This is a genomic window from Allobosea sp. P4_H5, from assembly GCF_056400825.1.
In genome coordinates, this window is the sequence record NZ_JBFUKM010000012.1 from 172,835 (window position 1) to 193,589 (window position 20,755).

The 20,755-nt window shown below is 67.3% G+C and carries 19 protein-coding genes; 9 read left to right on the forward strand and 10 right to left on the reverse strand.

Annotation, left to right across the window (positions count from 1 at the left end; translation table 11 throughout):
• Positions 1-80: 80 nt before the first annotated feature.
• Complete coding sequence (locus AC1DS0_RS23635) at positions 81-935, reverse strand: peptidylprolyl isomerase (RefSeq protein WP_476816684.1); 855 nt, start codon at positions 933-935, stop codon at positions 81-83.
• A 305-nt stretch (positions 936-1,240) separates the two neighbouring features.
• Between AC1DS0_RS23635 and secA the strand changes: the two genes are divergently transcribed.
• Positions 1,241-4,087 carry a preprotein translocase subunit SecA gene (gene secA, locus AC1DS0_RS23640; protein ID WP_476816685.1) on the forward strand — a complete coding sequence of 949 codons (2,847 nt, stop codon included), beginning with the start codon at positions 1,241-1,243 and terminating at the stop codon, positions 4,085-4,087.
• A gap of 33 nt (positions 4,088-4,120) precedes the next feature.
• Here the strand turns inward: secA and AC1DS0_RS23645 are convergent, their stop codons facing one another.
• Positions 4,121-4,909: a 2-keto-4-pentenoate hydratase gene (locus tag AC1DS0_RS23645; RefSeq protein ID WP_476816686.1), complete on the reverse strand. Its 789-nt coding sequence runs from the start codon at positions 4,907-4,909 to the stop codon at positions 4,121-4,123.
• Between the two features lie 141 nt (positions 4,910-5,050).
• On the opposite strand from AC1DS0_RS23645, the gene AC1DS0_RS23650 reads away from it, so the two are divergent.
• Positions 5,051-5,611: a hypothetical protein gene (locus AC1DS0_RS23650; protein ID WP_476816687.1), complete on the forward strand. Its 561-nt coding sequence runs from the start codon at positions 5,051-5,053 to the stop codon at positions 5,609-5,611.
• 3 nt (positions 5,612-5,614) lie between these two features.
• Here the strand turns inward: AC1DS0_RS23650 and AC1DS0_RS23655 are convergent, their stop codons facing one another.
• On the reverse strand, positions 5,615-6,820 hold the full coding sequence (locus AC1DS0_RS23655) for an MFS transporter (protein ID WP_476816688.1): 1,206 nt from the start codon (positions 6,818-6,820) through the stop codon (positions 5,615-5,617).
• 104 nt (positions 6,821-6,924) lie between these two features.
• Between AC1DS0_RS23655 and AC1DS0_RS23660 the strand changes: the two genes are divergently transcribed.
• Complete coding sequence (locus tag AC1DS0_RS23660; protein ID WP_476816689.1) at positions 6,925-7,746, forward strand: AraC family transcriptional regulator; 822 nt, start codon at positions 6,925-6,927, stop codon at positions 7,744-7,746.
• 75 nt (positions 7,747-7,821) lie between these two features.
• Here the strand turns inward: AC1DS0_RS23660 and AC1DS0_RS23665 are convergent, their stop codons facing one another.
• From AC1DS0_RS23665 to AC1DS0_RS23680, 4 genes are all read right to left on the reverse strand, one after another.
• A complete protein-coding gene (locus tag AC1DS0_RS23665; RefSeq protein ID WP_476816690.1) occupies positions 7,822-8,739 on the reverse strand; it encodes a TorF family putative porin in 918 nt (305 codons plus the stop codon).
• A gap of 214 nt (positions 8,740-8,953) precedes the next feature.
• Positions 8,954-10,375 (reverse strand): L,D-transpeptidase family protein, encoded by a 1,422-nt coding sequence (locus tag AC1DS0_RS23670; RefSeq protein ID WP_476816691.1) that lies wholly within the window; start codon positions 10,373-10,375, stop codon positions 8,954-8,956.
• A 198-nt stretch (positions 10,376-10,573) separates the two neighbouring features.
• Positions 10,574-11,527: an acetyl-CoA carboxylase carboxyltransferase subunit alpha gene (locus AC1DS0_RS23675; protein WP_476816737.1), complete on the reverse strand. Its 954-nt coding sequence runs from the start codon at positions 11,525-11,527 to the stop codon at positions 10,574-10,576.
• Between the two features lie 118 nt (positions 11,528-11,645).
• Complete coding sequence (locus AC1DS0_RS23680) at positions 11,646-12,416, reverse strand: class I SAM-dependent methyltransferase (protein ID WP_476816692.1); 771 nt, start codon at positions 12,414-12,416, stop codon at positions 11,646-11,648.
• Positions 12,417-12,568: 152 nt separating this feature from the next.
• Between AC1DS0_RS23680 and gloB the strand changes: the two genes are divergently transcribed.
• The 3 genes from gloB to AC1DS0_RS23695 are packed head-to-tail and all read left to right on the forward strand — an operon-like array spanning position 12,569 to position 14,559.
• Entirely contained in the window at positions 12,569-13,333 is a 765-nt protein-coding gene (gene gloB, locus AC1DS0_RS23685) for a hydroxyacylglutathione hydrolase (protein ID WP_476816693.1), read from the forward strand.
• A gap of 6 nt (positions 13,334-13,339) precedes the next feature.
• Positions 13,340-13,795: a cupin domain-containing protein gene (locus AC1DS0_RS23690; protein WP_346362594.1), complete on the forward strand. Its 456-nt coding sequence runs from the start codon at positions 13,340-13,342 to the stop codon at positions 13,793-13,795.
• A 2-nt stretch (positions 13,796-13,797) separates the two neighbouring features.
• Complete coding sequence (locus AC1DS0_RS23695) at positions 13,798-14,559, forward strand: GNAT family N-acetyltransferase (RefSeq protein ID WP_476816694.1); 762 nt, start codon at positions 13,798-13,800, stop codon at positions 14,557-14,559.
• A 2-nt stretch (positions 14,560-14,561) separates the two neighbouring features.
• On the opposite strand, the gene yddG is transcribed toward AC1DS0_RS23695, so the two are convergent.
• Together yddG and AC1DS0_RS23705 are read right to left on the reverse strand one after the other, a co-directional pair.
• A complete protein-coding gene (yddG, locus tag AC1DS0_RS23700; RefSeq protein WP_476816695.1) occupies positions 14,562-15,446 on the reverse strand; it encodes an aromatic amino acid exporter YddG in 885 nt (294 codons plus the stop codon).
• A 179-nt stretch (positions 15,447-15,625) separates the two neighbouring features.
• Entirely contained in the window at positions 15,626-16,456 is an 831-nt protein-coding gene (locus tag AC1DS0_RS23705) for an alpha/beta fold hydrolase (RefSeq protein WP_476816696.1), read from the reverse strand.
• A 122-nt stretch (positions 16,457-16,578) separates the two neighbouring features.
• On the opposite strand from AC1DS0_RS23705, the gene AC1DS0_RS23710 reads away from it, so the two are divergent.
• Positions 16,579-17,565 carry a GlxA family transcriptional regulator gene (locus AC1DS0_RS23710; protein ID WP_476816697.1) on the forward strand — a complete coding sequence of 329 codons (987 nt, stop codon included), beginning with the start codon at positions 16,579-16,581 and terminating at the stop codon, positions 17,563-17,565.
• An 8-nt stretch (positions 17,566-17,573) separates the two neighbouring features.
• On the opposite strand, the gene AC1DS0_RS23715 is transcribed toward AC1DS0_RS23710, so the two are convergent.
• Positions 17,574-18,740 (reverse strand): pyridoxal phosphate-dependent aminotransferase, encoded by a 1,167-nt coding sequence (locus AC1DS0_RS23715; RefSeq protein WP_476816698.1) that lies wholly within the window; start codon positions 18,738-18,740, stop codon positions 17,574-17,576.
• Between the two features lie 44 nt (positions 18,741-18,784).
• On the opposite strand from AC1DS0_RS23715, the gene AC1DS0_RS23720 reads away from it, so the two are divergent.
• Positions 18,785-19,444 (forward strand): GntR family transcriptional regulator, encoded by a 660-nt coding sequence (locus AC1DS0_RS23720; RefSeq protein WP_476816699.1) that lies wholly within the window; start codon positions 18,785-18,787, stop codon positions 19,442-19,444.
• A 94-nt stretch (positions 19,445-19,538) separates the two neighbouring features.
• A complete protein-coding gene (locus tag AC1DS0_RS23725) occupies positions 19,539-20,735 on the forward strand; it encodes an MFS transporter (protein ID WP_476816700.1) in 1,197 nt (398 codons plus the stop codon).
• Positions 20,736-20,755 lie beyond the last annotated feature (20 nt).

Consider the following 20,755-nt stretch of genomic DNA (forward strand, 5'->3'; position numbering starts at 1 on the left):
AAGAGTCCGAGCCCCTCCAAAAGCAAACGCCCGGGCATGGCCCGGGCGCATCACGACGGTACGATGAAAATCGTGGCCGATCAGGGCTTCTTCGGCTCGGCCGGAGCCGGGGTCGCGGGCGTCGCCGGAGCGGCCGGCTTGTCGAGACGCTCGACCTTGGCCTTGTCGCGCAGCGCGACAATGATGTCCTGCTGTGCCTTGCGGACCAGATACTGGTCGATCTGCGGCTTGACCTCGTCGAAGCTCGGCAGCGGCTTGCTGCGCTTGTCCTCGAGCTTGATGACATGCCAGCCGAACTGGCTCTTCACCGGCTCGGAGACCTGGCCCTTCTCGAGCTTGAAGGCCGCCTCGGCAAATTCCGGCACCATCCGGTCCTTGGCGAACCAGCCGAGATCGCCGCCCTCCTTGCCTGAGCCCGGATCCTTGGAGAGCTCGGCCGCGACCTTGGCGAAGTCCTCGCCCTTCTTCACCCGCTCCAGCGCCGCCTTGGCCTGCGCCTCCTCGGGCACCAGGATGTGGCGGGCGTGGACCTCTTCCTCAGGCTTCATCGCCTTGACGGTGTCGTCGAACAGCTTCTTGGCCGCCTCGGGCGTCGCCGCCTTCTTGGCCTCGACCGTCAGGTATTCGTCGAGCAGCAGCTTGTCCCGGTTATAGGCGAGGCGCTTGGCGAATTCCGGCCCGTCGCCGACCTTGGCGGCGGCCGCGGCCTTGGCGCCGAGCTTGAGGTCGACCAGATAGTTGATCACCTCCTCGCGCTTGCGCTCCTCCGGCATCTGCGCGGTACGCTCGCCGAGATCCTCCTCGGCCAGCTTGAGGTCGCCCTCGGTGATGGTGATGCCGTCGACCTTGGCGACGGGCTTGTCCTGCTGTGCGAGGGCCGGCACGACGGCCAGCGCGAGGCCGAGCGACAGCAAGGCGAGACGGGAGGACAACATCGGTGCGGCCTTTCGACTGGACGGCGCGAAGATCGATCTCGCCGGCTGAGTGCCAGCAGAACGCGGCCTTGGCAAGACGGCGCATCGCACATCAACGCGAGCCGGTAAGCATGGTTCACTGTGCTGCAGCCGGCGACGCCACAGCCCAGCCTCTTGGAACCCACCTCGCCGGACCCTACATGCGCGCGGATGAGCGCGTGCTGGACCACGCGCCTGCGCCCGTCTAAACACGCGCGTGAATTCTAGAGGTTACCGCTTCGGTCGCGCTGTCTGCGCAGGCCGGATTCGCTATTGAAAGGCCAGACATGCTTGGCGCGCTTGCAAAGAAACTCTTCGGCTCGTCGAACGATCGACGGGTGAAGGGCTACCAACCCCGCGTCGCGGCGATCAACGCGCTCGAAGCCGAGGTGTCCCAGCTCTCCGACGAGGCTCTTCGCGCCCGCACCGAAACCTTCAGGCAGCAGCTCGCCGACGGCGCCAAGCTCGACGACCTCCTGGTGCCGGCCTTCGCCACCGTGCGCGAGGCCGCCAAGCGCGTGCTCGGCCAGCGCCATTTCGACGTCCAGCTGATCGGCGGCATGGTGCTGCACGAGGGCTCGATCGCCGAGATGAAGACCGGCGAAGGCAAGACCCTGGTCGCGACCCTGCCGGTCTATCTCAACGCACTCGCCGGCAAGGGCGTCCACGTCGTCACCGTCAACGACTACCTCGCCCGCCGCGACGCCGAGTGGATGGGCAAGATCTACAATTTCCTCGGGCTCAGCTTCGGCATCATCGTCCACGGCCTCGACGACGAGGAGCGCCAGCGCGCCTATGCCAGCGACATCACCTACGGCACCAACAACGAGTTCGGCTTCGACTATCTGCGCGACAACATGAAATATGAGGTCGCGCAGATGAGCCAGCGCGGCCACCATTTCGCGATCGTCGACGAGGTCGACTCGATCCTGATCGACGAAGCCCGCACGCCGCTGATCATTTCCGGCCCGCTCGACGACAAGTCGGACCTCTATGTCGCGATCGACAAGGTCCTGCCCGGCCTGGTCAAGGGCGACTACGAGGTCGACGAGAAGCAGCGCACAGTCGCGCTGACCGAGGCCGGCAACGAGCATATCGAGCAGTTGCTGCGCGAAGCCGACCTCCTCAAGGAAGGCGACCTCTACGACTCCGTCAACGTCACCCTGGTCCACCACGTCAACCAGGCGCTGCGCGCCCATTCGCTGTTCACGCGCGACAAGGACTACATCGTCCGCAACGACGAGGTGGTGATCATCGACGAGTTCACCGGCCGCATGATGCCCGGCCGGCGCTATTCGGAAGGATTGCACCAGGCGCTCGAGGCCAAGGAAAGCGTCACCGTCCAGCCCGAGAACGCGACGCTCGCCTCGATCACCTTCCAGAACTATTTCCGCCTCTACAAGAAGCTCGCCGGCATGACCGGCACGGCCGGCACCGAAGCCGACGAGTTCGAGCAGATCTACAAGCTCGAAGTGGTCGAGATCCCGACCAATGTCCCGGTCGCCCGTATCGATGACGACGACGAGGTCTATCGCAGCTTCCCGGAGAAGGTGAAGTCGATCATCAAGGAGCTGGAGCGCGCCAGCGAGCGTCTGCAGCCGGTGCTGGTCGGCACCGCCTCGATCGAGAAGTCCGAGCAGATCGCCGAGATGCTGGTCGCCGCCGGCTTCAAGCAGATCGACTTCAGCCAGCCTAACGCGCTCGACAGCCTTTACTCCGCCGCCCGTACCGGCAAGAGCACCAAGCAGTTCGCCGTGCTGAACGCCCGCTTCCACGAGCAGGAGGCCTTCATCGTCGCCGAGGCCGGCGTCCCCGGCGCCATCACCATCGCCACCAACATGGCCGGCCGCGGCACCGACATCAAACTCGGCGGCAACGTCGAGATGCGCGTCTCGATCGAGACGGCCGGCATGGAGGACGGGCCGGAGAAGCAGGCCAAGATCGAGGAGATCGAAGCCGAGGTCGCCCGCTTCAAGGAGATCGTGCTCAACGCCTCCGAGACAATCGAGCTCGAGCCGGCCAAGGGCTCGCGCCCGGCCAAGACCATGACCCGCCCGGGTGGCCTCTATATCATCGGCACCGAGCGCCATGAGAGCCGGCGCATCGACAACCAGCTGCGCGGCCGCGGCGGCCGCCAGGGTGACCCTGGCCGCTCCAAGTTCTTCCTGTCGCTGCAGGACGACCTGATGCGCATCTTCGGCTCCGACCGGATGGACGGCATGCTGCAGAAGCTCGGCCTGCAGGAGGACGAGGCCATCGTCCATCCCTGGATCAACAAGGCGGTCGAGAAGGCGCAGGGCAAGGTCGAGGCGCGCAATTTCGACATCCGCAAGAACATCCTGAAATACGACGACGTCATGAACGACCAGCGCAAGGTCGTGTTCGAGCAGCGCCGCGACTTCATGCGCGCGGCAAGCGTGCGCGAAACCATCGACGACATGCGCCACGGCGTCGTCGAGGACACCGTCTCGCGCCGCATCCCCGAAGACGCCTATCCCGAACAGTGGGATGCCGCCGGCCTGCGCGAGGACGTCGCGACCTATCTCAACCTCGAACTGCCGATTGAGGACTGGGCCAAGGAAGAGGGCATCGCCGACGCCGAACTGCGCGAGCGCATCCGCAAGCTCGCCGACGAGGACTATACGGCGCGCATCGAGCGCAACACCGAAGAGGTGATGACCTATATCGAGAAGCAGGTGCTGCTGCAGACGCTCGACCATCTCTGGCGCGAGCACCTGGTCACGCTCGACCATCTGCGCCAGGTCATCGGCTGGCGCGGCTATGCCCAGCGCGACCCGCTGAACGAGTACAAGCAGGAAGCCTTCGAGCTCTTCGACAGTTTGATCGGCCGTCTGCGCGAGCAGGTCACCGGCAATCTGATGCGCGTCGAGGTCCGCTTCGACCAGCCGCCGGAAGACGGTCAGGGCTTCGACCAGGGCGGTAACGATGCCCTACCCCCGCCCCCCGCCGGTTTCTTCGCCGGCCAGCCGCAATTCGCCGCGACCGATGGCGACCTCGCCGTGGCCGAGCGCAACCCGGCCGATCCCGCGAGCTGGGGCAAGGTCGGCCGCAACGAGCTCTGCCCCTGCGGCTCCGGCAAGAAGTTCAAGCACTGCCACGGCCAGTTCGTCTGACCGCAGCGCCGGAGCGATCCTCCGGCGCGGACTTCAGGCGAAATTGGCCTCGACCGCGCCGAGCGCATCGATCTCGATCCGGACGCTCGCACCGGCACTGACCCATTGCGTTCGTACGAGGCTGCCGAGCAGGACGGTCTCGCCGGCCAGCAGTGGCATCCCGCGCTCGCTGGCGTGCTCCGCCAGCCAGGCCAATGCCGCATAGGGATGGCCGAGCACGTCGGCGCCGACACCGACACCGGCTTCGATCCCATCAATCAGGACCCGCCCGCGCAACGTCGCAAGGTCAGGCAGCGCCGCCGGGTCATGCTCGCGGCCGAGCACGGCCCCGGCGGCGAAGAAATCGTCCGCGACCAGCATCGGCGTGCCCGTTCCCTGCCAGTCGACATAGCGGTCGTCGACGATCTCGATCGCCGCCATCACCGCTCCGACCGCACTGCGGACGCTCTCGGTCGTGAAGGGCCCTTCCGGCAGATCGCTCGCCAGCCGCACCGTGATCTCGCACTCGACTCCGACCTTGACGAAGTCGCCATGCCGAAGCCTGGCATCGCCGCGATGCGTGGTGCCGGCGAAGAGTCCGGCCGCGCAGGGGTGGGCGATGCCGAGATAGGCCTGCATCACCGGCGTGGTGCAGCCGATCTTCCAGCCGATCCGCGCGCCAAAGCGGCTTTCGGCAAGGCGCGCATGGACTGCATCGCGCACCGCATAGGCTTCCGCGAGGTCGCGCGGCGCGGCCCCCATGGACGGCGGCGCCAGAGGTGTCAGGCTCAGCCGCGCAGTGGCAATCGCACCGGCTGAAGCGGCAATGGCTGTTTCGGACAAGGCAGAACTCCGACTATCGGGAACCGCCAACCTGCCATGCCGGAACTCCCGATGGCCACACCAGCAAGAGCACGATGGTCGCGAGACCTGCTCTCGCTATGGCAAGGGACCATGAACTCCCGACAGCGAGGGCCGCCGGCCATGCCGACAGCAGACGAAACCGCCGGACCAGCGCATATCGCGCTCACGCTCGACTATACCGAGGAGGAGCTTGCCCGATTCGACGCGCTGCTGGCGCAGGAAACCCTCGCCGAGGCCAGGCCGACGATCTGGGAAGGCTGGCCCGCCTTCATCGGACTGGGCTTCGCCGTCGCGATCGGCGCGACCCTGCTCGCGATCGCCGGCGGCATCGTCACGGCCCGCTCCAGTGCCGGCATCGCCGCGCTCTGCTTCGCAGCGTACTGGATCGGCATGAGCGCGCCGGGCTTGGCAGCGGGCATCGCCGACAGGCGACGGCGGAAGGCGGCCTATGCCGCCTTCGAGACGGAGTGGAATGGCACATGCTTGCTGGCGACGCAGCGCGGCCTCCGGTTCCGCCGCAACGGGCTGCGCAGCTTCATCGGGCGTAGCGCGATCCGCAAGGCCAGCAACTCAGACGGCCTCCTGCTGCTGCTGCATCTCAACGCGGGCCAGCCAGTCATGATCCCGCTGCGCCTGCTGACGGCGGAGCAGCGGGATTTCCTCGTCGCTCTTGCGCCGTAGCGATCAGCCCAGTGCCCGCCGTGGCAACCTCGGCAGCAGGATCGTCAATAGTCCCAGCAGCGGCAGGTAGGAACAGACCTTGTAGACGAAGGTGATGCCATAGGCGTCGGCGAAGCCGCCGAGGAAGGCCGCGCCCAGCCCGCCCGCGCCGAAGGCAAAGCCGAAGAACATGCCGGCGATCAGCCCGACGCGGCCCGGCACCAGCTCCTGCGCGAACACCACGATCGCCGAGAAGGCCGAGGCGAAGACCAGCCCGATCATCACGCTGAGGACGCCGGTCCAGAACAGGTTGGCATAGGGCAAGAGCAGCGCGAACGGGATGACGCCGAGGATCGAGAACCAGATCACGAAGCGCGCGCCGAAACGGTCGCCGATCGGCCCGCCGGCGAAGGTGCCGACCGCCGCCGCGCCGAGGAACAGGAACAGCATCAACTGCGCGTCGCGGAAGCCGAGCTGGAACTGCTCGATGACGTAGAAGGTGAAGTAGCTGGAGATGCTCGCCATGTAGACGTTCTTGGTCGCGGTCAGCAGCACCAGCACGAACAAGGCGAAGGCGACGCGCCCGCCCGGCAGCGGCAGCGTACGGCTCGCCGGCGGACGCCCGGCCTGCGCCCGGCGATGGGCGGCATACCAGGCCCCGACCCGGGTCAGGACGACGACGCCCGCCATAGCGATGACCGAGAGCCAGGCGACGCTGCCCTGGCCGAAGGGCAGTACGATGAAGGCGGCCAGCAGCGGCCCCAGTGCCGAGCCGAGATTGCCGCCGACCTGGAACAGCGACTGGGCCAGGCCGTGCCGCCCGCCCGAGGCGAGTCGCGCGATCCGCGACGCCTCCGGATGGAAGATCGCCGAGCCCAGGCCGATCAGGCAGGCCGCGACGATCAGCACCGCGAAGTTGTGGGCATTGCCGAGCAGGACCAGGCCGCCGAAGGTCGAGGCCATGCCCGCCGGTGCCGAATAGGGCATCGGCCAGCGATCGGTCACCATCCCGACGACCGGCTGCAGCAGCGAGGCAGTGACCTGGAAGGCCATGGTCAACAGGCCGATCTGAACGAAATCCAGCGCGTAATTGGCTTTGAACAGCGGGTAGAGCGAGGCCAGCAGCGACTGCATGACATCGTTCAGGAGGTGGCAGAAGCTCACCGCCAGCAGGACGGAGATCGTCGTCTTCTCGAAGCGGGGACGGCTCCCCTCGATCGTTGCAACCATGGCGTTATCCCCGCGTGCGGACCTTCAGCGGCGCTCCTTCTACAGGGCTTGCTCGTGACCTGCTTTCGTGTTCCGGTCTAATTCTTTCGCATTCGGGCCATTCGATGAGAAAGCTGCCGCAGCCACAGGTCGAGGCCCTCCATTCCGACCATCGCCAGATCCACGGCACGGTTTCCGACGCCGACGGCGATGTTCTGGTCCGCGTCTCCGACAACCCCGCCGGCTATACGATACCGCTGCACAGTCATCGCCAAATCCAGCTTCTCTGCGCCTTCTCCGGCGTGGTCCAAATCAACACCGAGCGTGGCAGCTGGATGATCCCGCCGGGCCATGGCCTGCTCATCCCTGCCCGGCTGCAGCACGCGGTGGAGATGCTGAGCGATGTCAGCATCAAGTCGGTCTATCTCCTCACCGGCGACGACGACCTGGCGGAGCGCATGCTGCAGGTGCTCGGCGTCACCGATCTCGCGCACGCGCTGATCGTCGAAGCGATCCGCCTGCGCGACATGCCGCCCGGCCATCGCAAGCTCGCGCTCGTCCTGGATCTGCTGACGGCCGAGATCGCCGCGCTGCCGATCCGGCCGCTCGGCCTGCCCATCCCTGCCGACAGGCGGCTTTCCGCCCTCTGCCGTGCCTATATGGCCGCCCCCTCGGTCAATGAGCGCCTCGACGACTGGGCCGCGAAGCTCGCGATGAGTCGGCGGACCTTCACCCGGCTCTTCCAGCGCGAGACCGGCCTCAGCTTCGTCGCCTGGCGCCAGCAGGCCAGCCTGTTCGCCTGCCTGCCTCGGCTGGCGGAAGGCATGCCGGTCACGCAAGCCGCCATGCTGGCGGGCTATGACAATGTCGCGGCGTTCACGACCATGTTCAGACGACGGCTGGGCATTGCGCCGCGCAACTACATGAAGGCCTCGCTGGCGCGATAGCGTCGCCGCCGCAACCGGCATGAAAAAGGGCCGCTCTCGCGAGCGGCCCTGAAGCGGTCTGCGCGGCTAAGGCGCTCACTTCGGCGCGAAGATGCCGACACTGCTGGCCGTGATGTCGAAGGAGAGCGTCGCCACCACCGTCGGGGCGCACCATTTCGAGCGCCCCGAGCCGGAGCTGACGCCGCGCGGATCGGCGGTCAGCAGGAAGCAATCGCCCTTCGACAGGTTGGTGTCGTGGTAGCGCACATCCGCCGTCAGGTTCTTCCAAGTGTAGGACACACCGGCGTTCCAGTAGGCGTAGTCGGGCAGGTTGGTCGGCGGCACCGTCGACCAGATCGCCAGATTGGTCGTTCCGAGCCAGTAATGGCCGAACTCGCCGGAGACCGAGAGGCCTTCCAGGAAGGGCAGGTTGTACTTCGCCGTCACCGAGGCATAGGTGCCGCTCGCGCCGGTGCCGAGCCAGTCCCAAGCGTAGAAGACGTTGGCACCGAGGATCAGCTTGTCCTCGAAATTGTAGCTCAGCTTGCCGTAGACCTCAGTGTAGTCTGTGTTCCGCGGCGTCCAGTAGACGCCGGCCGTATCGATGAACTGCTTCTCGCTGGGATAATAGTACTGCCAGACGCCGACATCGACGGTGACCGGGCCAAATTTCGGCCGGATGCCGGCATAGAAGTCGATTTCGGCCGGCGGACGCGTCGCCAGGTCGACATTCGAGGCATAGACGCCGGCATAGACCAGATTGTCGTAGAATTGCAGCTCGGCGCCGCCCTGGATCGCCGGCTTGCGGTCCGTCTGCGAGATGCCGCGGAAATTATAGTCCGTCATACCCTTCACGCTGACGGCGATGTCGAACCAGGTAATGCTCGGTGCCACCGGCGCGGGCGGTGTGCCCTTCTTGCTCGGCAGGTCGGAGGCGAGCGCCGCGCCCGAAACCGTCAGCGCCATCGAAAGCGCAAAGCCCGTCAGCAAGCCGGAAGTCTTCAAGGCAGCCATCGCGAACTCCATCGAGATCCCTGCACGACTCTGGTCATGCATTCGCCACGATTAGGCCTTCGCAGCCGCAATATCGGCAAGATGAGCTTTTTGGCAGTCTGCCGCGTCAGTAGGCAAACCTGCCGGTTTCGGCGCGTTCCGCGCCTAGAAAAGCACCCGCGGCCATTGCCGGCCGCGGGCGTGACTTTTTTACATCAGACGATTTGCAGGCTGCTCAGCGCACCGTCGGCTGGCTCGCATAGACGGCATCGGGCTGCTGGAGCTGCGAGGTCCGCAGGGTCGAGGCCCGCCGCGGCGGCAGCGGCACAGTCACCGTCTGCGGCGCCTCCGGCACGGTCGAGGCAATCGGCGTCTGCTCCTTCGGCTCGGAGGAGCCACCGAGCAGCGGCACGAAGCTCAGCGCGCGCTGATAGAAGGAGGGCTGCGCGGGCTCGGCCGAAGCCGTCTGGATCGGAGCAGCGGTGGCCTCGCCCGGGGTCGCCTTGGCAACCTGCGCCGCTGCATCGCTCACCGGCTTGGCGGCGGGTTGGACAGCCGCAGGCTTGGCCGGCGCGGCAGCGGCGACGACCGGCTTGGCTTCCTCCACCTGCGCGCTGCTGACCGCAGCGAGCACGGCGTCGTTATCAGCCGATTCGGCCCGGACGGTCGCCTTGGTGCGGCCCTTGTCGTCGAGCACGACGACGCGCGGGCCGATCAGCGAATCGACGCGGCTGATGCCGACATCCCGCGAGCCCCAGGCGACCGACCTGTTCAAGGAATCGGCGCCGGACTGGGCGAGCTGGCGCTTGAACGAGGAATGCTGGTCGCCGTCGTCATAGATCAGCTTGACTGCGGGCGTGCCCTTGGACACCAGCGCCGCGACTTGGATCTCGTCCTGCTGGCGCTTCTGCGCGATCGCCTGCGTCAGCGAGGGATCGACCTGGACGCCGTCGCGATTGAAGGCGTAGCGCCCGCCGGCCACCGAAACCGAAGGCTCGTCCTTGGCCACCTCGAAGAAATCAGAGCCTTCCTTCAGGTTCTTCCAGAAGGCGATGTTCGGATCGAGCCGGTGCTTGGCGAGGTTCTCCGCCGTCATCCGGAAGGGGTAAGCCTGCATCTGAACGGCACGCTGCCCGCCATTCTGGGCCTCGCGCACCAGCGCGTAGATCTCGCCGATCTGGTCGTCGGTCATCGAGTAGCAGCCGGCCGAGGAGCAGGCGCCATGCACCATCAGATGCGCGCCGGTGCGGCCATGCGCCCGGTCATAGGCGTTGGGATAGCCCATGTTGAACGAGACGTAGAACGACGAGTTCGGGTTCATCTGCGCCGGGCTGATGGCGTAGAAGCCTTCCGGCGCCATGCGATCGCCCTCGCGCACCTTCGGGCCGAGCTGGCCGGACCAGCGGCACATCGGGAAGGTCTTGAGCAGCGCGTACTTGCCGTCGGCGCGCTTCTTCCAGATCTCGAGCTCCGACTCCTTCTTATAGGAGCGAATCACGATGGGCTGGCTCTTGCTCATGCCCTTCTCGGACATCAACGTATAGGTCGCCGACGGAATCGGGATGTTGTGGCGCGCGGAGCCGCGATAGCGGTCTTCTTCGCAGGCTGCCAAACTGAGGCCAAGGAGCGCCGCCAGCGCGAAATGTCTCACAGCCACGTCGTCAATCCCATTTCGCGCGGACGCGTCAAAGCCGACAATGCCTCAGACAACGCGGCCAAATTATGCCCGTCGACTGGTTGCAGGATCGTTAGCCTTGACCGTTCCTTACCACAGGGGGCTCGCAGATGGCCATATGGTGAAGCCGCGGTAAAGCGCCTTCCGGGCCGAACGCCCGCTTGCGCACAATCGGCAGGGCTACAGCGCCCGGCCGATCGCCAGGTATTTCTGCGCCCGCCGATCGACGATCTCGTCGGCGCCGAGCCCGGCGAATTCGGACAGCGCCGCCTCGATCGCCGCACCGGCCCGCTCGATCGCGCCCTGGGGATCGCGATGGGCACCGCCGGTCGGCTCGGTGACGATCCTGTCGATCACACCGAAGCGCAGCAGATCCTGGGCGGTGATCTTCATGCCGGTCGCCGCATCCTGGGCGCGCGCCGTGTCGCGCCAGAGGATCGAGGCCGCGCCTTCCGGCGAGATCACCGAATAGATCGCATGCTCGAGCATCAGCACCCTGCTCGCAGCCGCGATCGCGATGGCCCCGCCCGAACCGCCCTCGCCGATCACCAGCGCGACGCTCGGCGTGCGCAGGGCAAGGCATGTCTCGGTCGAACGCGCGATCGCCTCGGCCTGGCCGCGCTCCTCGGCCTCGATGCCGGGATAGGCGCCGGCGGTGTCGATGAAGCTCAGCACCGGCAGGCCGAACCGGTCGGCCAGCTCCATCAGGCGCACCGCCTTGCGGTAGCCTTCGGGCTTGGGCATGCCGAAATTATGCTTGATGCGGGTCTCGGTCGAGTTGCCCTTCTCCTGGCCGATGACGCAGACCGGCTCGCCGCGGAAGCGGCCGAAGCCGCCGACGATCGCCTCGTCCTCGCCGAAGGCGCGGTCGCCCGCCATCGGCGTGAACTCGTCGATCAGGGTCGAGCAATAGTCGAGGAAGTGCGGGCGCTGCGGATGGCGCGCCACCAGCGTCTTCTGCCAGGGCGTCAGGGCGCCATAGAGGTCCTTCAGGGCTTGCGAGGCCTTGGCTTCGAGCTTGCCGACCTCCTCGGCGAGCGAATAACCGTCGCCCTTGCCGTCGAGCGCGCGCAGTTCATCCGCCTTCGCCTCCAATTCGGCAACCGGCTTTTCAAAATCGAGATAGCTTCGCATCGACATCCAGATCAGGTCCCGCTTTCCCAGGGAAGAGGCGGCAGCATCGGCCGCCAGGGGTCGCGGCGACGGAACGGTCAAAAAGGCGGCGGACCTTGGCCGCGCCCCGGCGAAATTGTCAACCCGCCGGCATCTTCGCTTCATCCTGCCGCGGCAATCGGCTTGAAGGGTGGCCCTGCGGCAGCAGGACCGGCCGGAAGGCGAAGCTGCGCCGCGTCGCGCGCAAGGGCGCGCGCCGGTAGAACTGCTTGGTCGCATCGATGACGTAGACGCCGGCGAAGGGCAGCGACAGGCCGGCTCCGACCTTCTCCCAGGCCATGGCCGAGCGCATGAACAGGCGCCGGCGCAGCGGCGGGACATAGAGCGCCTCGGCCCAGTGCTCGGGCGAGAACATGGCCCGGCGCATCAAGGCCTCGATCTGCGAACGGCTGAAGGGCCGGCCATGGCCGAAGGGCGTCGTATCCATCCGCGCCCACAGGCCGCGCCGGTTCGGCACGACGACGATCAGCCGCCCGCCCGGACTCAGCACCCGCGAAATCTCTTCCAGCAGATCCTCGGGACTTTCGGTCTCCTCGAGCGCGTGCACCAGCAGCACCCGGTCGACCGAGGCGGTTGGCAGCGGCAGCAGGGTCGGCTCGACCAGAGCGGAGGCGGAGAGCCCGGGCGACGGCCAGTTCACCACGCCCTGCGCCGCCGGCATGAAAGCGATGACCCGCTCGGCCTCGACGCCGAGCAGCGGCAGATAAGGCGTGGCGTATCCCAGGCCCAGAAGGCGCTGGCGCCGGCAATCCGGCCAGAGCCTCAGCATCACCCGGCCGACGGTCCGCCGTGCCACATGCCCGAGCGGGCTGGCATAGAAGCTGCGCAGGTCAACGACATCCAAGGCCATGCCGACGGAGATGGCTCAGCAGGGGCAAGAGCGCAAGGGTGGCGCTCGCGCGCCAGTCGTCACGCGGTGGCAGTCACGTGCCGGATTGTCTTGATACCGAGGGACGCATGCGGCAAGCAGTCACCTCGACCGCCGACTGCCGGAGTTCTCCCATGCCGCTCGACATCCATGTCTTCCGCACGCTCAGCGACAATGCCGGCGCGCTGCTGCGCGACCCCGCCACCGGCGCCTGCGCCACCGTCGACGTTCCCGATGCGAACGAGGTGCTCGCGGCCGCCAAGGCCAAGGGCTGGACGATCAACCAGGTGCTGGTCACGCATGAGCATGCCGACCATGTCCAGGGCATCGCCGCGCTGAAGCAGGCGACCGGCGCCAAGGTGTTCGCACCGGCAGCCGCTCGCAGCGGCACACCCGTCGATGTCGTCCTAGGCGAAGGCGATCGCGTCTCGGTCGGCGGCTACGAATTCGAGACCTGGGCGACACCCGGCCATGCCGACGGGCATGTCAGCTTCATCGGCGAAAGCGCCAAGCTCGCTCTCGTCGGCGACGTCATCTTCGTCATGGGTTGCGGCCGCGTCATGCCCGGCAAGATGGAGGCGATGTGGACCTCGCTCTCGCGCATCATGGCGCTCCCGGACGCGACCACGCTGATCACCGGCCATGACTACACGCTCTCGAATGCCCGCTTCGCTGCGGCCATGGACCCGAGCAATGCCGCCGTCGCGGCGCGCCTCGCCGAGGCTGAGGCGGCCAAGGCCGAGGGGCGCTTCTGGGCGGTGACGACGATCGGCGAGGAGCGGGCGACCAATCCGTTCTTCCGCGCCGAGGAACCGGCCCTCGCTGCGACACTCGGCATCGTCGGCAAGCCGGCCGGCGAGGTCTTCGCCGCGCTGCGCGAGGCCAAGAACAGGTTCTGAAGTCAGATGAACACGTTGAGCGGCCTCAGCGCCGCCGAGGTCATCCGCCTGCTTGAGCTGAAGCCCCATCCCGAGGGCGGGCACTATCGCGAGACCTTCCGCGATCCCGCCGGACCGGAGGGGCGCGGCTTCTCGACCGCGATCTACTATCTGCTCGATGTCGGCGAGACCTCGGAATGGCATCGCGTCGACGCTGCCGAGATCTGGCACCATTACGCCGGAGCGCCGCTGGTGATCACGCTCTCGCCGAACGGGCATGACGCCTCGGCGCATCATCTCGGCAAGGACCTTGCCGCCGGCCAGCGGCCGCAGATCGTCGTGCCGGCCGGGCACTGGCAGAGCGCGACCTCGCTCGGCGCCTGGACTCTGGTCGGCTGCACGGTCGCGCCGGGCTTCGCCTTTTCCGGCTTCGAGATGGCCCCGCCGGACTGGCGGCCAACGCCACGGCCCGCCGGAGGCTGACCATGGACAAGCCTGTCATCGATATGGCGCTGGTCGGCGCCTGCGAGACCCGCATCGTCAACGCCTGGCCGGCGCCGACCACGCTCGTCGTCGATCAATGGGTGGTGCGCTTCGCCAATGGCTATTCCGGCCGCGCCAACTCGGCCTCCTCGCTGCGCGAGGGCGGCGACATGGACGAGGCGACGCTGGCCTTCGTCGAGGGCCTCTATCGCCAGGCCGGGTTGCCGCCGCGCATCCGCTTCACGCCGCTGGTCGCCGAGGAGGCCCGCCGGCGTTTCGCCGCGCGCGGCTACCGGATCGAGACTGCCTCCTTCGGCATGGTCGCTGAGCTCGATCCCGGCCTGCATACGCCTGTTCCAGGCATGCTCACGACCGCGCTGGCCGACGATGCCTGGATCGATGGCGTCTGCAGCCACCAGACCGGCGCGAAGCGCAACCGCGACCATCTTGCCGCGATCGTCTCCGGCGTGCGCGTCCCCGCCGCCTTCGCGACACTGCTGCATGAGGGGCGCCCGGCTGCCTATGCGATGAGCGTCGCCGAGCGCGGCATGGCCGAGATCGGCGCGGTGATCGTCGACGAAGCCTTGCGCGGCAGGGGCCTCGGCAAGCAGATGATGCTGGGGCTGATGGGCTGGGCGGCAGCACAGGGCTGCACGCAGGCCTACCTCCAGGTCGACCAGAGCAATGGTCTCGCCTTCGAGATGTACAAGCGGCTCGGCTTCCGCACAGTCTACGCCTACGAGACCCGGATCCTCGACATCTGAGCCTAGCTGCTGGCCGCTTTCGGTTCGGCGCCCCGAGCGGCCGGCCCGAAGCTCGCGACCAGCGCGCCGACGACGATCAGCACACAGGATACGGCCAGCAGCCAGCTCGCGGCCGCATAGCCGGCGATGACCAGGATCACGGTCGAGAGCACCGGCGCGGCATAGGAGGCGACGCCGAGGAAAGCGACGTCGCCCTTCTTCATGCCGATGTCCCAGCAGATGAAGGCGAGCCCGATCGAGCCGAGACCGAGGCCGAGCACGCCGCCCCATTCGACCGCGTTCGGCGTCCATAAGGTCGTCTCGAAGGCAAGATGGCAGGCGAAGGCTGGAATGGCGCAGCCGAGCATGGTGATGGCCAGACTCTCCGACGGCACCCCGGCGAAACGCCGCGACAGCACCGAATAGCTCGCCCAGACGAAGGCGCCGAGTGCCGCCAGCGCATGGCCGAGCTGTATACCGGCGCCTGAGCCGAGACTGCCGGAGATCAGCAGCGCGGTGGCGGCGAGGCCGATCAGTGCCCCGACAAGATGGCGGGCCTTGAGCCCCCCACCCGGCAGCAGCGCCGCGAACAGCACGATCAGGAGCGGCCAGAGATAATGGATCAGGTTGGCCTCGGCCGCCGGCGCCGTCTTCACCGCGGCATAGTAGAGCGCGGTGTCGCCGAACGGCCCGTAGAGCCCGAGCAAGAAGGAGGCCGGCGTCGGCCGCGCCAGATGCAGGCGGCCCCGCATCGCCGCGATCGCCAGCACCAGCACGCCGCCGATGACGAAGGTCATGCCGACGAGCTGGAATGGCGGCACCCGCCCGGACATGGCGGTGAACAGCGCCAGCGTCGACCAGAGCAGGATCGCGATGGCGCCGGTTGCGGTGGCGGTACGGGAGGTCATGGGAACGAGTTCAGAGCTGCGACGCAAGACCCGTTAAGCGCTATGCCGAGTCATCGCCAGCCCGTTCGCCGCCAGCGGCCGGCATGTACGCAAAAAAGTGCCGGCAGGGCCAATATAGCGGCCCTGCCGGCAATCCTGTCGGAACGAGTGGAGACCGAAAGCTCAGCCTCCGTCTCGCCTCAGCCCTTGATGAAGGCGAGCAGGTCGGCGTTGATCACCTCGGGATGGGTGGTGCACATGCCGTGCGGCAGGCCGGCATAGGTCTTCAGCGTGCCGTTCCTGAGCAGCTTGACCGAGAGCGGGGCGGAGTCGGCATAGGGGACGATCTGGTCGTCGTCGCCATGCATCACCAGCACCGGCACTTCGATTGTCTTGAGATCCTCGGTGAAGTCGGTCTCGGAGAAGGCCTTGATGCAGTCGTAATGCGCCTTGGCGCCGCCCATCATGCCCTGCCGCCACCAGTTGTCGATGACGCCCTGCGAAACCTTGGCGCCCTCGCGGTTGAAGCCGTAGAACGGGCCGGTCGGGATATCGACATAGAACTGGGCGCGGTTGGCGACGAGCGCGGCACGAAAACCGTCGAAGACCTCGATCGGCAGGCCGCCGGGATTCTTGTCGGACTTGACCATGACCGGCGGCACCGCGCCGATCAGCACCGCCTTGGCGACGCGGCCGGGCTCGGCGCGGGCGACATAGTGAGCGACCTCGCCGCCGCCGGTGGAATGGCCGATATGGACGGCGTTCTTGAGGTTCAGATGGGCGGCAAGTTCGGCGACATCGGCGGCGTAGGTGTCCATCTCGTTGCCGGTCGCGGTCTGGCTGGAGCGGCCATGGCCGCGGCGGTCATGCGCGATCACCCGGAAACCCTGATGCAGGAAGAACAGCATCTGGTTGTCCCAGTCGTCGGCGCTGAGCGGCCAGCCATGGTGGAAGACGATCGGCTGCGCCTCCTTCGGGCCCCAGTCCTTGTAGAAGATCTCGGTGCCGTCCCTGGTGGTGATCGTGCTCATCTTCCTGCTCCTTCGGCTTTCCGGGCGGCCGGATCGTCGCCCTTCGATGTGGACGGTTATAGGCGGGGCGTTGCATGCTGCCGCTTGGCGGAACCGACAATCAACGAGGCAAAACTGACAACATGACGACAGGCAAGCAGATTGTCGCAGAGATCGGGCTCCTGCTCTATCCGGATGTGCAGCTCGCGGCCGTCTACGGCCTGACCGACCTGTTCCGGATCGCCGGCGAGATGAGCCGGGAGCGCGGTGGCCCGGAGGCGCCCGTGATCCGCGTCAGCCATTGGCGGCAGGCGGCGGACGGCGCGGGCGTGGACTGCGTCTTCGACAGCCATCCCGGCCCCCTGCACGATCCAAGCCACCTCATCGCGCCGCCGAGCCTTATCATGCCGGCGAGGATGCAGCCGATGAACGGTCTCGCCAATTGGCTGGCCGAGCGCCATGGCGAGGGCGCGACATTGTGCTCGGTCTGCGCCGGCGCCTTCCTGCTCGGCGAGGCCGGGTTGCTGGAGGGCCGCGAGGCGACGACGCATTGGGCCTTCGCCAAGGAGCTGGCGGCGCGCTTTCCGGCCGCGAAGGTCGATACCGACCGCATGGTGATCGACGATGGCGACATCATCACCGCCGGCGGCATCCTGGCCTGGACCGATCTCGGCCTGACGCTGGTCGAGCGCCTGCTCGGACCGAGCGTCATGCTGGAGACCGCGCGCTTCCTGCTGATCGACCCGCCCGGGCGCACGCAGCAGCCCTATGGCCATTTCGTGCCGCGGCTCGACCATGGCGACGCCGCGATCCTCAAAGTGCAGCACTGGCTGCAGGCGAGTGGGGCGAGGGATCACGACGTGCCGGCACTGGCGAAGCGGGCCGGTCTGGAGGAGCGTACCTTCCTGCGTCGCTTCCGCAAGGCGACGGGCCTGCGGCCAACCGAATACGCCCAGCAGATCCGCATCGCCAAGGCGCGCGAAGCGCTGGAGCTGAGCCGCCGCCCGGTCGCGCAGATCGCCTGGGATGTCGGCTATGAGGACGCCTCAGCCTTCCGCAAGCTGTTCCAGCGCATCACCGGGCTCGCCCCGGCCGACTATCGCCGCCGCTTCGGAGTGGCCGTCGCCTGAACAGGCAGCTACAGGCGAAGTGCCGCGCGAACGCGAACACCAAGCCTGCGCAGGCGCTCGACCGGCTCATTGGCGTAGACGAAACGGATATATTGCGCACCATGCGTCTCGCCCCAGCCCGCCATGGCGGTGGCGCAGACGCCCTGTTCCAGCAGCCGCTCCGACATCGCCGGGCCGTCGAGCCCGAAATCCGACACCCGCAGCAGCAGCGACCAGCCGCCACCGGGAACGCCGACCGGCAGGCCGCGCAACTCCTCGAGCACGCAATCGCGCCGCGCCTGCAATTCGTCGACGTAAGGTGCGAGCGCCGTCGCGGAATTCTCCAGCGCGGTCGCGACCGCATCCTGCCCGATGCCGACCGGCACCACGACATTGGCGAGCGAGACGGCGACGAGATCGGGCATGAACGCCTCAGGCGCCACGATCCAGCCGACGCGCCAGCCGATCATCCGCAGCTCCTTGGCCGAGGAACCAACGGTGATCGTCCGTTCCGCCATGCCGGGCAGCCCCGCCGGATGCAGCACCGGCCGGTCGTCGAAGAGCAGCCGCTCCATCGCCGTGTCGACGATCAGCAACAGGTCATGCGCGACGCAGAGCTCTGCGACGAGCGCCCAGTCGCCGGCATTCAGGCAGCCGCCCGAGGGCATCGAGGGCGACATCAGCAGCATCGCGGTCGTCTTCGGCCCGATGCTGGCGCGCAGCGCCTCGCGATCGAGACGCCATTCGCCGCTCGGCTCGAAGCCGAAAGGCGTAAAGCGCGGCACCCCGCCTGCGAGCCGCACGCGGTTGATCAGCCCGGCATAGGTCGGATCGGTGACGATCACCTCGTCGCCGACCTCGATCGCCGCCAGCAGGACATTGAGAATGCCGGAGAGGCCACCCGCCGAGATCACGCAGTTGCGCGCGCCACTATAGCTCACCCCGGAGATCGCCGAGACATGGCGGGTCGCGATATCGCGCAGGCGCGCCTGGCCGACGAAAGGCAGATAACTGTTGTCGGCATCCTCGCTGGCGGCCCAGACCGTGCGCGCGATCGCTGCGGGATCGGGAGGGATGTCGGTGTCGAGATTCTCCAGCCGCAGGAAATCCTTGCCCGAAGCATCGGCGATTGATCCCATGCGGTCGACGCCGATTCCGGCGATATGGCGCAGGCGGTCTGGACGAGAGCGTGTCATCGTGAAACCTAATTTCATATATTATCTATGAAAACATGCGAGCCATGAACTTTCAAGACGAAAGCGAGGCAGGCGCCTCGCTGACCAGCCGCATCGCCAGGAGCCTGTCGCAGCGCATCCTCACCGGGGCGCTGGTGCCGGGAGCTGCCGTGCGGCAGGACCACATCGCGGCCGAGTTCGGCGCCAGCCATGTGCCGGTGCGCGAGGCCTTTCGCACGCTGGAGGCACAGGGCCTGCTCGTCAGCGAACCGCGGCGCGGCGTGCGCGTCGCTCCACTGGAGCCGGGGCTGGTGCTGGAGGTGACGGCGATGCGCGCCGCACTCGAGGCTCTCGCGCTACGCCGCGGTTTCCCGAAGCTCGCCGCAGCCGATCTGGAAGCGGCCGCGGCGGCCATTGCCGAAGCAGAGGCGAGCGATGCGGCCCTGATCTGGGAGGCAGCCAATCGGCGCTTCCATCACGCCATCACTACGCCTTGCGGCCTGCCACGCCTGCTGGCGACGATCGAGGACCTGCAACGGACGAGCGCGCGCTTCCTGTTCGCGACCTGGCAGGGCCTCGACTGGCAGCCACGCTCGGAGGCCGAGCATCGGCACATCCTCGCCGAATTGACGGCAAGGCGGATCGAGCCCGCCGCCCAGGCGCTCGAAGCCCATATCCTTGCAGCCGGCGAAGCGCTGGCGGCAAAGCTGCTGGTATCGCCCTGACGCGCCTTCGGCGCGCGCGTGTGCGATAGCCGCCATGCAACCTGCGCGCCGTGCGGCGATTGACCACGCTCGCGCGCAGGCGCATGCGTGCGCCATGACCACGCTCCCCTTGCCGACCACCGCCCGCCCGCTGATGCCGGTCCTGGCGGCTCTCAGCGTCGCCCATCTGCTCAACGACCTCATCCAGTCGATGATCCCGGCGGTCTACCCGCTGATCAAGGAGACCTATCGGCTCGACTTCGTGCAGATCGGCCTGATCACGCTGGCCTTCCAGGTCACGTCCTCGCTGCTGCAGCCGCTCCTCGGCTATGTCACCGACAAGAAGCCCTGGCCCTATGCCATGGTCGCCGGCATGGGCGCGACGCTGGCCGGGCTGCTCTCGCTCGCCTTCGCCCACAGCTACGGCATGGTGCTGGTCGCCGCCGCCCTGGTCGGCACCGGTTCGGCCGTCTTCCATCCCGAGGCGACCCGCATGGCCCGCCATGCAGCGGCAGGGCGGCAGGGACTGGCGCAGGGCGTCTTTCAGGTCGGCGGCCATGCCGGCTATGCGATCGGCCCGCTGCTAGCGGCCGCCGTGGTCGTGCCCAACGGCCAGCAGAGCCTGTCCTGGTTCTCCGGCATCGTGCTGGTCGCCATGCTGCTGATGGCCTGGATCGGCTCGCGCTATTCCGCCTTCCGCAAGGAGCAGGTCGCCTCCAAGGCGCATGCCGACGACGTCGCTTCGCATGGCATGTCGCGCGGCAAGGTGCTGCTCGCCATGGCAGTGCTGATCGTCATCCTGTTCTCGAAGAACGCCTATTCGGCGGCCTTCACCTCCTACTACACCTTCTATCTGATCGAGCGTTTCCAGGTCTCGCTGCAGTTCTCGCAGATCCTGCTCTTCCTCTATCTCGTCGTCGGCGCATTCGGCGTGATCATCGGCGGCATGATCGGCGACCGGATCGGCCGCCACCGCGTGATCTGGCTCTCGATCCTCGGCTGCCTGCCCTTCACGCTCGCCTTGCCCTATGCCGACCTCATGTGGACCGCGATCCTCAGCGTGATCATCAGCTTCATCATGGCGAGCGCCTTCTCGGCGATCCTGATCTACGCGATCGATCTGGTGCCACATCGCGTCGGGCTGGTCGGCGGGCTGTTCTATGGCCTCGCCTTCGGCCTCGGCGGCCTGGCCGCGGCCGGGCTCGGCGCCCTCGCCGACAAGATCGGCATCATCCAGGTCTTCTGGCTCTGCGCCTGGCTGCCGGCCTTCGGTTTGCTCACCTTCCTGCTGCCGAAGGCTGCGCGCAGCTGAAAAGCTCGCGTCGCCCGCAG